This is a genomic window from Caballeronia sp. LZ034LL (assembly GCF_031451215.1).
Lineage (GTDB): Bacteria > Pseudomonadota > Gammaproteobacteria > Burkholderiales > Burkholderiaceae > Caballeronia.
The window spans coordinates 12,905-26,743 of sequence record NZ_JARUXR010000001.1 but is presented as its reverse complement, the minus strand read 5'-3'; the positions used below and the strand labels follow the sequence as shown (position 1 = coordinate 26,743).

Below are 13,839 nucleotides of genomic sequence, written 5' to 3'. Positions count from 1 at the left end.
AGCACACAACGCGCATGACCGAAATCAAGAACACCGAGCAGCAGTTGTCCAGGTTCCGCCTCCGCGTCGCGGCGGCGGGCCTGTTCGTGTTCGTCTGCTTCGGGCTGATCGGCTTGCGTTTCCTGTATCTGCAGGTCTGGCACTTCAGCAAGTATTCGTTGCAGGCGAACGAGAACCGCATCTCGGTGGCGCCGATCGTCCCGAATCGCGGCATCATCACCGACCGCAACGGCGTAATCCTGGCGAAGAACTATTCGGCGTACACGCTCGAAATCACGCCATCGAAGATCAACGGCACGCTCGACGAAGTGATCGACGAGCTTGCGCAAGTCATCCCGATCGACTCGCGCGACCGCCGGCGCTTCAAGAAGCTGCTGGAAGACTCGAAGAACTTCGAAAGCTTGCCGATCCGCACGCGCCTCACCGACGACGAAGTCGCCAAGTTCACCGCGCAGCGCTTCCGCTTCCCGGGCGTCGAAGTGCGCGCGCGGCTGTTCCGGCAATATCCGCTCGGCATGACGGCGGCGCACGTGATCGGTTACATCGGGCGCATTTCGCAGCGCGATCAGGAACGCATCGACGACGCCAGCGACGCCAACGACGAAAACTCCGACCACTACGATCCGCGCCTCGACGCCAACAACTACAAGGGCACGGATTACGTCGGCAAGATCGGCGTCGAGCAGAGTTACGAAACCGAACTGCACGGCCTGACCGGCTTCGAGGAAGTGGAAGTGACGGCCGGCGGCCGTCCGGTGCGCACGATGTCGCGCACGCAGGCCACGCCCGGCAACAATCTCGTGCTGTCGCTGGACATCGGCTTGCAGCAGGTGGCCGAGCAGGCCTTCGCGGGCAAGCGCGGCGCGCTCGTCGCAATCGAGCCGTCCACCGGCGACGTGCTCGCGTTCGTCTCGGCGCCGAGCTTCGATCCGAATTCCTTCGTCGACGGCATCGACCAGCAGACCTGGGACGCGCTCAACAACTCGCCGGATCACCCGCTGCTGAACCGCCCGCTGCACGGCACCTATCCGCCGGGCTCCACCTACAAGCCGTTCATGGCGCTGGCCGCGCTCACGCTGCACAAGCGCACGCCGGGCTGGGGCTTCCAGGATCCAGGCTCGTACACCTTCGGCGGCCACACCTTCCGCAACGACGTGCGTTCGGGTCAGGGCTGGGTGGACATGAACCGCGCGATCGTCGTATCCAACGACACCTACTTCTACATGCTGGCCCACGACCTCGGCGTCAACGCGATGGCCAACTTCATGAAGCCGTGGGGCTTCGGGCAGATCACGGGCATCGACATCGCGGGCGAGGCGCGCGGCATCCTGCCGTCCACCGAATGGAAGCGCAAGGCGTATCGCCGGCCGGAACAGCAGCGCTGGTATGAGGGCGAAACCATCAGCCTGGGCATCGGCCAGGGCTACAACTCGTTCACCATTCTGCAACTCGCGCACGCGATGGCCACGCTGGCCAACAACGGCGTCGTGATGAAGCCGCACCTTGTGCGCGACATCGAGAATCCGATCAGCAAGGCCATGCGCGTCGTCGTGCGCGATCCGAGCAACAAGATCAACGTGCAGCAGAAGGACATCGACTTCATCAAGCGCGCGCTGGAAGGCGTCGTCAACAACGGCACGGCAGCGAAAGTGTTCGCGGGCGCGCCGTATCAGGCCGCGGGCAAGACCGGCACGGCGCAGGTCTATTCGCTGCAAGGCTCGAACTACAAGGGACACGCGCTCGCCGAACATCTGCGCGACCACGCGCTGTTCACCGCGTTCGCACCGGCGGACCATCCGACGATCGCGCTTGCGCTGATCGTCGAGAACGGCGGCTGGGGCGCGGAATCAGCGGGGCCGATCGCGCGCAAGGTGCTCGACTACTATCTCGTCGACCGCCTCAAGCCGGGCGCCGAAGCGGCTGCCGTGGCCGCCGCGGCGTCCGCCACGACCGATGCCGGCCTGCCGATGATCGGCGGCACCGAGTCGCCTGCCGCGGCCGCGTTGCCCGCATCGGTGGCGAAGTCGTCGCCGGCATTTTCGCCGCAGGCGGCCTCGAATCCCGCTGTCGCGAAGGCGGCTTCGGCGCCGGCGCAGCCCGCCTCCGCGGCGAAAGCGCAGAAGCCGCGCGCCGCGTCCGCCGCCGCCCTGCCCGCGTCCGCGCCCGGCCGCACGCCCGCGCCGAAGAAACGCCCGGCGGAAAGCGCGCCCTCGATGGTGCGCGGCAACGAAAACGACGGCGTGCGCGTGCTTGCGCCGACCGGCGGCATCGACGAATAAAGGAAACCGTCATGCAACTGCACATGCAATTCGACAAGCGCGAGTGGCTCGACCGCGCCAAGCGCATGTTCGCGGGTTTCGACAAACCGCTCGCGCTCATCGTGTTCCTGCTGCTGTGCGTCGGCATCGTGACGCTGTACAGCGCGAGTCTCGACGTGCCCGGGCGCGTGGAAGACCAGCTGCGCAACATCATGCTGACCTTCGGTCTGATGTGGGTGCTCGCCAATATCCCGCCGCAAACGCTGATGCGCTTCGCCGTGCCGCTCTATACGGTCGGCGTCGCGCTGCTGATCGCGGTCGCCACCTTCGGACTCACGCGCAAGGGCGCGAAACGCTGGCTCAATGTCGGCGTGGTGATCCAGCCGTCGGAGATCATGAAGATCGCGATGCCGCTGATGCTCGCCTGGTACTACCAGAAACGCGAGAGCAACATCCGCTGGTGGGACTACGTGGTCGGCTTCGTGATCCTGATGCTGCCGGTCGCCCTGATCGCCAAGCAGCCCGACCTCGGCACGGCGGTGCTCGTGTTCGCGGCGGGCGTGTTCGTCATCTATTTCGCGGGTCTCAGCTTCAAGCTGATCCTGCCGGTGCTCGCGGCGGGTGTCGTGGTGATCGCGTGCGTCGCGGTGTTCCAGGACCGCATCTGCCAGCCGGACGTCAACTGGCCGATGATGCACGACTATCAGAAGCACCGCATCTGCACGCTGCTCGATCCGACTTCCGACCCGCTCGGCAAGGGCTTCCACACCATTCAGGCGGTCATTGCCATCGGCTCGGGCGGCACGCTAGGCAAGGGCTGGCTGCAGGGCACGCAGGCCCACCTGGAGTTCATTCCCGAGAAGCACACCGACTTCATCTTCGCCGTGTTCTCCGAGGAGTTCGGGCTCGCGGGCGGGCTCGTGCTGCTCTTCCTCTACATGGCGCTGGTCGCGCGCGGGCTGTTCATCGCGGCGAACGGCGCGACTTTCTTCGGGCGCTTGCTGGCCGGATCGCTCACGCTCGCGTTCTTTACCTACGCGTTCGTGAACATCGGCATGGTGAGCGGGATCCTGCCCGTGGTCGGCGTGCCGCTGCCGTTCATGAGTTACGGCGGAACGGCGCTCGCGACGCTCGGCGTGGCGGTCGGACTGATCATGAGCGTCGCGCGGCAGAAGCGGTTGATGCAGAGCTAGTCCGCGCCGCGCCTTATTGCGGTTTTTGCTGTTCGAGTTCGGCGCTCAGTTGCAGATACTTGAGCTTCGCGGCCGGATCGCCCTGTGCCGCCGCCGCCGCGTAGTAGGCCCGTGCTACGTTCAAATTGCGTTCGACGCCATCGCCGCCGCGTTCATAGAACGATCCCGCCACGTACTGCGCCGTCATGTCGCCGCCCTGCGCGGCCTTCTTGTACCAGGTGAACGCCTGCGTGTTGTCGCGCGGGGTGCCGCGGCCATCGAGAAACTGGTTGGCGAGCGCCAGTTCCGCCTGCACGTGCCCCTGATTCGCCGCGCGCAGGAACCAGCGATGCGCTTCCGCCGGATCCTTCTCGACGAACTGGCCATCGTCGTACATCTTGCCGTACACGTATTGCGCGTGCGTCATGTTGGCGTCCGCCGCGCGCCGCAGCCACTTCTTGCCTTCGGGCACATCCGCCGGGCCGCCTTCGCCGTTGAGCAGCATCATCGCGTAATTGAACTCGGCGAGACGGCTGCCTTTCTGCGCCGCGCGCCGGAATTCCGATCGCGCCGCCACCAGATTGCCGGCGTTGTAATCGGCGACGGCGTTCTGCGTGGCGAGATCGGTCGGCTTGGGCGCGGTGTCGGCATGCGCCCACCCTGCCGCCAGCGACAGACTCATCGCCGCGATCACCCACGCCCGCGCAGTGTTCATGATCTCGCCTCCTGCAACGCCTGGCGCGTCGCCTTCAACAGCCACATCACGTCGGCGCCGATCGCCACCAGCTTGATACCCGCCTGCGCGTACTGCTTTGCGCTGGCGGCATCCATCGCGAAGATGCCGCTCGCGATGCCCGCGCGCTGCGCCGCGTCGGCGATCTTCGTGATCGCGGCCTGCACGTCGGGATGCCTGCCGTCGCCGAGATGGCCGAGACTCGCCGCCAGATCGGCCGGCCCGATAAACAGACAGTCGACGCCCGGCGTCGCCGCGATCTCATCGACGGCGTCGAGCGCCGCCACCGATTCGATCTGCACGATGGTCACGATCTGCGCGTTGGCCGTGGTCACGTAATCGCGCCGCATGCCGAAGGCCGCGGCGCGCACCGCGCCCGCGACGCCGCGCAGGCCGTCGAGCGCCGCCTCGGTCGGATATTGCGTGAGGCGCACGATGCGCGCCGCTTCTTCCGCCGATTGCACGTTGGGGAACATCAGCGTGCGCGCGCCGGCATCGAGCGCGCGCTTCACGAGCCAGCCTTCGCCGGACGGCACGCGCACGATCGGTTCGCTCGGCAGATGCGCGGCGGCGATCGCGCGGAGTTGCGCGACCACGTCGACGCTATCGTTCGGTGAGTGCTCCATGTCGATGCAGAGCCAGTCGAAGCCCGCGTGCGCGAGCGCTTCGGCGCCATCGGCGCTGCCGAGCGACAGCCACAGGCCGAACAGGGGACCCGGCTCGGCGAGCCGCTGCTTGATGGGATTCGTGAGGGTGCTCATCGCGCGGCTCCCTCGTGGAGTGAGAGAGACGCCGCGCGCGGCCGCAGGGAGAGAAACGACGGAAGAAGTGACGGCATGCGTGCGCTCCGTGTCGTGTCGCCGTGGAGGGTGGCGACTTACCGGACGATCATACCGTGACACAAGCGCGGGCGTCGGACGTGCTCTCGCCCGCGACGGCGCGACGCTTCAGCTGCGCTCGACGTCGGCCCAGCAGTTCGGCGTCTCGTACAGGCGCAGGCGCTTCAGCTTCAGATTGACGCCGTAATGCGCGTCGTAGACGTTGGCGAGGATGTCGAACGCGACGGCCGCCAGGTTCTCCACCGTCGGAATGCGGTCCAGCACGACCGTCTTGTGATCCGTCAGCGTTTGCAGGAACTCGCGCACCTTGGTATCGCCCGAATAGACGATGAACGCATGGTCCCACTGGTTGACGAGATGCTCCATCGCGAGCGCCTTGACGTCGGCGAAGTCCATCACCATGCCGCGGTCCGGCGCGCCTTCCACGTCGACGAGATCGCCTTGCAGCGTGATTTCGAGCACGTAGCGATGGCCATGCAGATTACGGCACTGGCTGCGGTGATCGGGAATGCGGTGGCCCGCGTCGAATTCGAGTTTTCGGGTGATCGTCTGCACGGCGTTTCAGGGGATGTTCAGGTATTTGTGGGTCTGCATCGACAGCCGCCATTTCGGATGACGCTTGCACCAGTCGATTGCCAGCCGCGTGTTCAGGTCGCGCGACGGACCGTCCATCGGCTGGACGAGGAAGTAGTCGAAGTCGAGCTTCTCGTAGTCGGCAAGACGCTGGTTGTCCTGCGGCACCACGACCTTCAGTTCGTTGCCCTTCGTCACGACGAGCGGCGCGTCCGCCTTCGGGCTCACGCAAATCCAGTCGATGCTCTCCAGCACGGGCAGCGAGCCGTTCGTCTCGATCGCCATCTCGAAACCGGCTTCATGCAGCGCGTCGACGAAGGGCGCGTCGATCTGCAGCATCGGCTCGCCGCCGGTGCACACGACGAACTTGTGTTGCGCGCCTTCCGGCCACAGCGAGGCGATCTTCGCGACGAGGTCGGCGGGCGTGCGGTACTTGCCGCCATTCTCGCCGTCGGTGCCGACGAAATCCGTGTCGCAAAACTGGCAGACGGCTTCCGCGCGATCTTCCTCGCGCCCCGACCACAAGTTGCAGCCCGCGAAACGGCAGAACACGGCCGGACGCCCGGCGTTGGCGCCTTCGCCCTGCAACGTGTAGAAGATTTCCTTGACCGCGTACGTCATGACTGCCCTGTGAACCTCGAATAAAAAATCAGACCGGCGCTTCGGTGACCTGCTCGCCCGCGCGATACGCCTCGTAACCCCGCTTGCGCAGCTTGCAGGCCGGACACTGGCCGCAGCCGAAGCCCCAGTCATGCAGTTCCGCGCGCTCGCCCACGTAGCAGGTATGCGTTTCGACGCGCACCAGTTCGACCAGCGCTTCGCCGCCGAGCGTTTCCGCGAGACGCCAGGTGTCGGCCTTGTCGAGCCACATGAGCGGCGTCTCCAGCGCGTAACGCGTCTCCATGCCCAGGTTGAGCGCGACCTGCAGCGCTTTCATGGTGTCGTCGCGGCAATCGGGATAGCCCGAGAAATCCGTCTCGCACATGCCGCCGACCAGCACCTTCAATCCACGCCGATACGCCAGCGCCGCAGCAATCGTCATGAACAGCAGATTGCGGCCCGGCACGAAGGTGTTCGGCAGGCCGTTCGCGGTGGCCTCGATCTCGATCTCGCGCGTCATTGCGGTTTCGCTGATCGCGCCGAGCACCGAGAGATCGACCATGTGATCTTCGCCGAGACGCTCGCTCCACTGCGGAAACTCGCGCGCGATCGCGGCGCGGAAACCGTCGCGGCACTCCAGTTCGACGCGATGCCGCTGCCCGTAATCGAAGCCCAGCGTTTCGACCGTTCTGTAGCGTTCGAGCGCCCAGGCCAGGCACGTGGCCGAATCCTGGCCGCCCGAGAACAGCACGAGCGCACTGTCTTTAGCGTCTGTCCGAGTCACCGTGAAAACTCCGTACTGCGTGTATGAGAATGGCGTCGCGCGCCGTCAGGAAGTCGGAATGACCGGAATTCGCGATGAGCGGCACGGGCGGCGACGCCCCGCGCGTCCAGTATAGGCCGGCGACCTGCGCCCGGACCTGCACGCCCTTTTATGCCGTCGATAGCGGAACGGGAAAGCTCGCGTGATACCGCGAGATGCACGGTGCGACCGGCTCGGAGCGTCGAAAAGAAAAGGACTTGCGGGTCCGAGGACGAGGCAAGTCCTTAATTCGGCGCGAATTTTAGCACGCGAGGCAGGGATTCGCCGAGCTGGGCGCGGGGCCGGATAAAGCAACCGCGCTGGATCCGATCGAGGACCATCTTGCGACACGCCACAAAGAAAAAGCCCGAGAGCGATAAGACTCTCGGGCTTTTAGCATTCTGGTGGCCTGGGACGGAATCGAACCATCGACACGCGGATTTTCAATCCGCTGCTCTACCAACTGAGCTACCGGGCCAACGAAGAGGTGAAACTATAGCAGCATCCGACACACGCCTCAAGCCCCCTGACGCAACTTTTTGCTCGCTGCGGTGCAAAGAGGCGTCGGAATGCACGGCGCACACGACGAAGCCAGCGGAATCAGACTTCGTTCTTGTTCTTGCCGAGGTCCACGCCCAGTTGCTTCAGCTTGCGATACAAGTGCGTGCGCTCCAGCCCGGTCTTCTCCGCTACGCGCGTCATGCTGCCGTTCTCGCGCGCGAGGTGATACTCGAAGTAAGCGCGTTCGAAGGCATCGCGGGCATCGCGCAACGGGATGTCGAACGAGATGGATGCCGTTTGTCCCGCCTGCCCTTGCGCCGCGCCCGCTGCGGACTCGCTCGACAGACCCGCGCCCGTGCCCGAGGCGCTCGGCAGCGCCGCGGCCACCGGCACGCCCGCTGCGCCCGCGCCCGCCGGCGGCTTCGCCGGAACCGCGGCCGGCGCCGGCGCCGTGCCGTGAGCCAGACCCTGCTCGACCGCCTTCAGCAGCTTCTGCAGCGCGATCGGCTTCTCCAGGAAATTGAGCGCGCCGATCTTCGTCGCCTCGACCGCCGTGTCGATGGTCGCGTGACCCGACATCATGATTACCGGCATCGTGAGCTTGCCCTGCGCGGCCCACTCCTTGAGCAGGGTGACGCCGTCGGTATCGGGCATCCAGATGTCGAGCAGCACGAGATCGGGCGTCTGTTGCAGACGGTAGTCGCGCGCGTGCTGCGCGTTTTCCGCCACGTCCACGACATGGCCCTCGTCGCTCAGGATCTCCGAAAGCAGTTCCCGGATCCCCATTTCATCGTCTACCACCAGGATGGTTGCCATTTACGCTGCCCTTGTCTGCACTGTTGCTTTTGTCGTTCCGTGACTCGCCGCCGCTCCGCCGCCCGATGCCGTGGCGCCGGGCGCCGCGGTATCATCCGCCAGCTGGAGAAACAGGATCGATATCTGCGCGCCTTCAACCACATCCGCTGCCTTCGAGCGGTTGCGTATGTCGATGCGCGCGCCGTGCTCATCGACGATCTTCTTCACCGTTGCAAGTCCCAGGCCCGTGCCTTTCGCCTTCGTTGTCACGTAAGGCTCGAACGCGCGCGACAGAATGCGCGCCGGAAAGCCCGGACCATTGTCCGATACCGTCAGGCGGACCGCGACACGCGCATGTCCGGAGGCATCGGGCTCGCCATATTCTACTGTTCTCGTTTCCAGCAGCACGCGCGGCTCCGCGACGTCCGCCACCGCATCCTGTGCGTTCTGCAGCAGGTTGTGAATCACCTGGCGGATCTGCGTGGCATCGCCGCGGATCACCGGCAGCTTCGTGAGGTCGACCTTGATCGGCGTCTTGCCGTCTTCGATGCCATACAAGGTCAGCACCTCGGCGACGAGATCGTTCAGTTGCAGGTTGCCGAGCACCGCGGGCGGCGTGCGCGCGTATTCGCGGAAGTCGTCGACCATCTGTTTCATCGCCTGCACCTGATTGACGATGGTGGTCGACGCGCGCTTCAGCACCTCGGCATCCGGCTGCGCGAGCTTGTCGGCGAGCTTCATCTGCAAACGCTCGGCCGAGAGCTGAATGGGCGTGAGCGGATTCTTGATCTCGTGCGCGAGCCGCCGCGCGACTTCGCCCCACGCCACCGAACGCTGCGCGGAGATGACATCGGAGATGTCATCGAACACGACCACGTAGCCGGTGGTTTCCGCGTCGTCGGAATCGCTCTCGGTCACCCCCAGCAACTGCGTGCCGCGCACCAGCAGCGTGAGCGGATCGTTCTCGCCCGGCACCGTCACCGCCACCTGCTGCTGCCAGTGGCCACGGTCGCCGATCCGATGATCGCTGCCGCCCGCCGCCGCATCGCGTTCGGCGAAGGCCTTCCTGACCATCGCGCCGAATTCGGCCAGCACGCCGATCTGGTCGAGCGGATGATTCAGCAGCGCGCCGAACTGCTGGCGGAAGATGCGTTCCGCGCCGCGATTCGCGGTGGTGAGACGGAACTGGCGATCGAACACGAACACGCCCGCTGTCAGGTTCGCGAGAATACTTTCGAGATAAGCCTTCGAATGTTCCAGCGCAACGCGATTGTTCTCGACCGCCGCGCGCGCCTCGGACAGCTGGCGCGTCATCGCGTTGAAGGACTGCGTGAGGAAGCCGAGTTCATCGCGCGAATTGATTTCCCGCTTCGGCGTGTAGTCGCCTTCCGCAACCTCCTTCGTGCCCTGCGCCAGCAGGAACAGCGGCCGCGCGAGCTGATTGCCGAGCGCGAGCGCCAGCATCATCGCAATGAAGGTGGCGAGGAACAACGCGAGCGTCAGCGTGCCGATATACATCTTGCGCAGGCCGGTGCGCCCGAGACGCTTCTCCTGATACTCGCGATACGCGCGCTGCACGGCATCCGCGTTGCGCGCGAGCTCCTGGCTCACGGGCTGCTCGATCTGCAGGAAGCGGTCGACGTGCTGGAATTCCGTGGTGGTGGACGGATCGGGAATCTTCGTGACCACGCGTAGCCGCAGCGCGCCCTTTGGCCCGTTCGAGCTTGGATCGCCGTCGATCTCGCCTTCGATCGCGCCATACGGATGATCCTGCGCCTGCTTGAGCATCGTGCCGGTGGGCTCGTTGGCGGGCAGCAGCGCGTAGTAGTTGCCCGAAGCCTGCGCGACCGTGCGCAAGCCCGCCACGCGCGACGAGCCGCCATTCACCGACAGGTCCTCGCGGTTGTACTGATCGCGCGGACGCTCGAACACCACCGCATCCTGCACGCCGTACTGGTCACGCAGACGCAGCAGCGCGAGCGTAAGACTCGACGGATCCGCGCTCGCGAGCTGCTCGCTCATTTGCCGGCCGCGGTTCTTGAAGTCGGCGAGCGAGGTTTCAAGCATGCCGCGCCCGAGCGTCAGACCCGACGTGAGGGCCGTTTCCACATTGACGTCGAACCACGACTCGATGCTGCGCGAGACGAACTGATACGACACCACGTAGATGATCGCGCCCGGCACCACGCCGACGAGCGCGAAGATGAACGCGAGCTTGGCCAGCAGCCGTGTGCCGAAGCGCCCCTGTCTCACCCGCGTCACGATGATGATGAACAGGGCAATGACGATCAGCATGAAGACGATCGCCACCGCGACGTTGGCCGCATACAGCCAGCCGTAGTAGCGGTCGAAGAACTCCGTGTTCGCGCTCGCGAGCGCGAGCATCACGAGCAGGAGCACTGCCGTGATCGCCACCGTGGAGACCAGCAAGCGGACAACGAAACTCTTCATGTCCGTGCGGCCGCGTCGAAATCTATTTCGCACGTTCTGCCGCCGTAAAGGTGAAGCGCTTCCAGTCGGAAGCGAGGTTCCAGTCGCGGTTGTTCACTGCGTCGATCTGGAACGGCTTGGGCATCAGCGCGATGTCGAGTTGCATGCGCACCGATGCGGTATAGGTTTCTCCGCCATGCACCTGATTGCGGTCGATCACATGCCACGACGTGACATGCTTGATGACCGCGAGGGCTTCGTCGAGCGACGCGAAACGCAACTGCAAGCCGCCCGTGGACACCCGATATTCGTTGGTCAGCGGCTGGAAGGACAGGCGAATGCTCTGCGAGACGTTGACCGGCTCTTCGTCGAACCAGTACCAGCGCGGCCGCGACAAATTGAAGTCGATCGTGAAATAGAGCGGCACGCTGCGGTTCACGGCTTCTTCGAGGCTGCTGTTGAGGTCGAAGTCGAAATGCGCGTCGAGGCTCCAGCCGTTGCTGTCCGCCTGCAACGATGCACGCTGCACGCCGATGGTTTCGGCGTGGGCGGCATCGGGCGCGGCGAAACTCAGCCAGAACGCCAGCGCAGTCCAGATGACAGCCGCGAGCCTGAGCGGAAGGAAGCGTTTGATCGTCACCGTTTCTGAAAGCGCGCGTAGAAGAATCCGTCGTGATCCGCGATGGCCGCCGCGTGCCGACCGGACGATGAACCGGCGCCTGGCGCCTCGACCGGAACAGAGCCTGCGAGATTTGTACCGTCCGGTAAACCGTGCGCCGCGCCCGCGCTTGCGTGCGCCGCTGTCGGCAGCAATTGCCCCGGCGCGTCCAATCGTACCGCATCTTCATGGACCGTTCCAAACCAGCGGGCCTGCTCTTCGCCTTCCTCGGGGAAGATCGAGCACGTCACGTAGAGCAGCTCGCCGCCCTTCGCCAGCAACGGCCACAGCGCGGACAGGATGCGCCGCTGTTCGGCGACGAGCGCGGCAATGTCCGACTCGCGCCGCAGCCAGCGAATGTCCGGATGACGACGCACGATGCCCGAGGCCGAACAGGGGACGTCGGCGAGAATGCGGTCGAACGGCTTGCCGTCGAACCAGTGCGCGGGTTCGCCGGCGTCGCCGGTCTGGATGTGCGCTTCGAGTTTCAGACGCACGAGATTCTCTCCGATGCGCCTGGCCCGCTCGGCGTCGCTCTCCAGCGCGATCAGATCGACATTCGCCAGCTCGAGAATATGACCCGTCTTGCCGCCGGGCGCCGCGCAGGCATCGAGCACCCGCATGCTGTCCTGCACGCCGAGCAGTTGCGCGGCGACTTGCGCGCCCGCGTCCTGCACCGAGACGACGCCCTCGTCGAAACCGGGAATGCGGTCCACGGCAAGCGGCGTTCTCAGCCGCACCGCGTGCGGGCCGGCGACATCGGCTTCGAGATGGGCTTCGTGCAAGCGCGACAGGTACGCTTCGACGCTCGCCCGGCGCGCGTTCACGCGCAAGGTCAGCGGCCCCTGATGATTGCCCGCTTCGAGAATGTGCTCCCAGGCCTCGGGCTGCGCGCGCTGCACCGCGTCGATCCACCACTGCGGATAGTTCCAGCGCGCGACGGGTTGCGTGCGCGCTTCGTCGATCAACGCGTCGCGCTCGCGCAGGAAGCTGCGCAGCACTGCGTTCACCAGGCCCTTCGCGAAGGCGAATTCGCGGCGCGCCGCGATCGCGCCCACCGCCTGATCGACCACGGTGAAGGGCGCGTAGGCGGCGTGGGCTTCGTCATCGGCGAGCAGCGTGAACGCGCAACACAGCACGTTGCCGACGTGCGGCGGCGGCGCCTTCTTCACGAGCTTGCGCAGCAGGGCGTCGGCGAGAGCGAGGCGGCGCATCGTGCGATACGCGATGTCCTGCACCGCGCCGCGCGCGCTCGCCTGCTTCGATGCCGCGATGACCGTCTGCAACGCCGCCGGCAATGCTGAGCCCGCACGCACCGCGCCGACGGCCTGCGCCGCGCAATCGAGCGCGAACCCGAGTGAATCGGGCGCAAGGCGAAGCGCGCTCAGGCGTGCGTGCGCGGCGGCGGGCCGGCGGGAAGGCTGTTCGGTCATGAGGAAACGGAAACGATCGGACGGCAAGCGGACAGCTTGCGTGGAACGGGGATTGTAACGTGCAGGATTCGGGCGCCCGGAGCCGCGGCGGCAAGACGTATTCGACGCGCAAAAAAAGGCCGTTCCGGCATGACCGGAACGGCCTTCGTCACACGCCTGGAAGCGTCAGAAGCGGCCCGTGCGCGCCATTTCCATCAAGCGCGCGACGCGCTCTTCGGTGGCCGGGTGCGTCGAGAACAGATTGGCGATGCCGCCGCCCGAGAGCGGATTCATGATCATCATCTGCGCGGTGGCCGGATGCGCTTCCGCCGCCGGGAACGGCACGCCGGACGCATACGCGTGGATCTTCTCGAGCGCGCTCGCGAGCGACTGCGGATCGCCCGAAATCTCGGCGCCGCCGCGATCCGCTTCGAATTCCCGCGCCCGCGAGATGGCCATCTGGATCATGGCGCCCGCGATCGGCGCGAGGATCGCCACCAGAATGCTCGCGATGGGATTCGACGGCCGGCCTTCCGAGTCACGTCCGCCGAAGAACATCGCGAAGTTGGCGAGCGCGGAAATGGCGCCGGCCATGGTGGCCGAGATGGTCGAGATCAGGATGTCGCGGTGCTTCACGTGCGCCAGTTCGTGCGCCATCACGCCGCGCATTTCACGCTCGGACAGCACGCGCAGAATGCCCGTGGTCGCCGCCACCGCCGCGTGCTCCGGATTGCGGCCCGTCGCGAACGCATTCGGCGCGTCTTCGTTGATGAGGTAGACGCGCGGCATCGGCAGCTGCGCCCGCGTGGCCAGTTCCCGCACCATGCGATAGAACTGCGGCGCGGTGGTCTCGTCCACCTCCTGCGCGTTGTACATGCGCAAGACCATCTTGTCCGAGAACCAGTATGAAAAGAAATTCATGCCCAGCGCGATGAGCAGCGCGAGCATCATGCCCTTCGACCCGCCGATCACGCCGCCGATCACGGCGAAGAGGGCCGTGATCGCAGCCATCAGCATCGCGGTTTTGACCCAGTTGAACATATGCGGAACTCCTCTCCCTATGTAC

At 65.6% G+C, this 13,839-nt stretch carries 12 protein-coding genes and 1 tRNA gene; 2 read left to right on the top strand and 11 right to left on the bottom strand.

Features of this window, described 5'->3' with window-relative positions:
* Positions 1-14: 14 nt before the first annotated feature.
* Positions 15-2,279 carry a penicillin-binding protein 2 gene (mrdA, locus tag QCE83_RS00120; RefSeq protein WP_309806940.1) on the top strand — a complete coding sequence of 755 codons (2,265 nt, stop codon included), beginning with the start codon at positions 15-17 and terminating at the stop codon, positions 2,277-2,279.
* Between the two features lie 23 nt (positions 2,280-2,302).
* The gene (rodA, locus tag QCE83_RS00115; protein ID WP_309811303.1) at positions 2,303-3,451 is read left to right on the top strand and encodes a rod shape-determining protein RodA; all 1,149 of its coding nucleotides are present in this window, start codon (positions 2,303-2,305) and stop codon (positions 3,449-3,451) included.
* A 13-nt stretch (positions 3,452-3,464) separates the two neighbouring features.
* On the opposite strand, the gene QCE83_RS00110 is transcribed toward rodA, so the two are convergent.
* The 11 genes from QCE83_RS00110 to htpX form a co-directional block, all read right to left on the bottom strand.
* Positions 3,465-4,145: a tetratricopeptide repeat protein gene (locus QCE83_RS00110; protein ID WP_309806939.1), complete on the bottom strand. Its 681-nt coding sequence runs from the start codon at positions 4,143-4,145 to the stop codon at positions 3,465-3,467.
* The gene (locus QCE83_RS00105; RefSeq protein ID WP_309806938.1) at positions 4,142-4,924 is read right to left on the bottom strand and encodes an aldolase/citrate lyase family protein; all 783 of its coding nucleotides are present in this window, start codon (positions 4,922-4,924) and stop codon (positions 4,142-4,144) included. The genes QCE83_RS00110 and QCE83_RS00105 overlap by 4 nt, the downstream gene beginning before the upstream one ends.
* Before the next feature lie 186 nt (positions 4,925-5,110).
* On the bottom strand, positions 5,111-5,557 hold the full coding sequence (gene queD, locus QCE83_RS00100) for a 6-carboxytetrahydropterin synthase QueD (protein WP_309806937.1): 447 nt from the start codon (positions 5,555-5,557) through the stop codon (positions 5,111-5,113).
* 6 nt (positions 5,558-5,563) lie between these two features.
* Positions 5,564-6,196 (bottom strand): 7-carboxy-7-deazaguanine synthase, encoded by a 633-nt coding sequence (gene queE / locus QCE83_RS00095; RefSeq protein WP_309806935.1) that lies wholly within the window; start codon positions 6,194-6,196, stop codon positions 5,564-5,566.
* Between the two features lie 28 nt (positions 6,197-6,224).
* Entirely contained in the window at positions 6,225-6,959 is a 735-nt protein-coding gene (gene queC / locus QCE83_RS00090; RefSeq protein WP_309806934.1) for a 7-cyano-7-deazaguanine synthase QueC, read from the bottom strand.
* A 420-nt stretch (positions 6,960-7,379) separates the two neighbouring features.
* A tRNA-Phe gene (locus tag QCE83_RS00085) sits at positions 7,380-7,455 on the bottom strand.
* Between the two features lie 122 nt (positions 7,456-7,577).
* Positions 7,578-8,294 carry a response regulator transcription factor EsaR gene (gene esaR, locus QCE83_RS00080; RefSeq protein ID WP_309806933.1) on the bottom strand — a complete coding sequence of 239 codons (717 nt, stop codon included), beginning with the start codon at positions 8,292-8,294 and terminating at the stop codon, positions 7,578-7,580.
* Positions 8,295-10,724 (bottom strand): PAS domain-containing sensor histidine kinase, encoded by a 2,430-nt coding sequence (locus tag QCE83_RS00075; protein WP_309806932.1) that lies wholly within the window; start codon positions 10,722-10,724, stop codon positions 8,295-8,297.
* A gap of 22 nt (positions 10,725-10,746) precedes the next feature.
* Positions 10,747-11,343, bottom strand: a complete 597-nt coding sequence (locus QCE83_RS00070; protein ID WP_309806931.1) for a DUF4390 domain-containing protein — start codon at positions 11,341-11,343, stop codon at positions 10,747-10,749.
* A complete protein-coding gene (gene rsmB, locus QCE83_RS00065; RefSeq protein ID WP_309806930.1) occupies positions 11,340-12,794 on the bottom strand; it encodes a 16S rRNA (cytosine(967)-C(5))-methyltransferase RsmB in 1,455 nt (484 codons plus the stop codon). The genes QCE83_RS00070 and rsmB overlap by 4 nt, the downstream gene beginning before the upstream one ends.
* A gap of 165 nt (positions 12,795-12,959) precedes the next feature.
* Entirely contained in the window at positions 12,960-13,814 is an 855-nt protein-coding gene (gene htpX / locus QCE83_RS00060; protein ID WP_309806929.1) for a zinc metalloprotease HtpX, read from the bottom strand.
* Positions 13,815-13,839 lie beyond the last annotated feature (25 nt).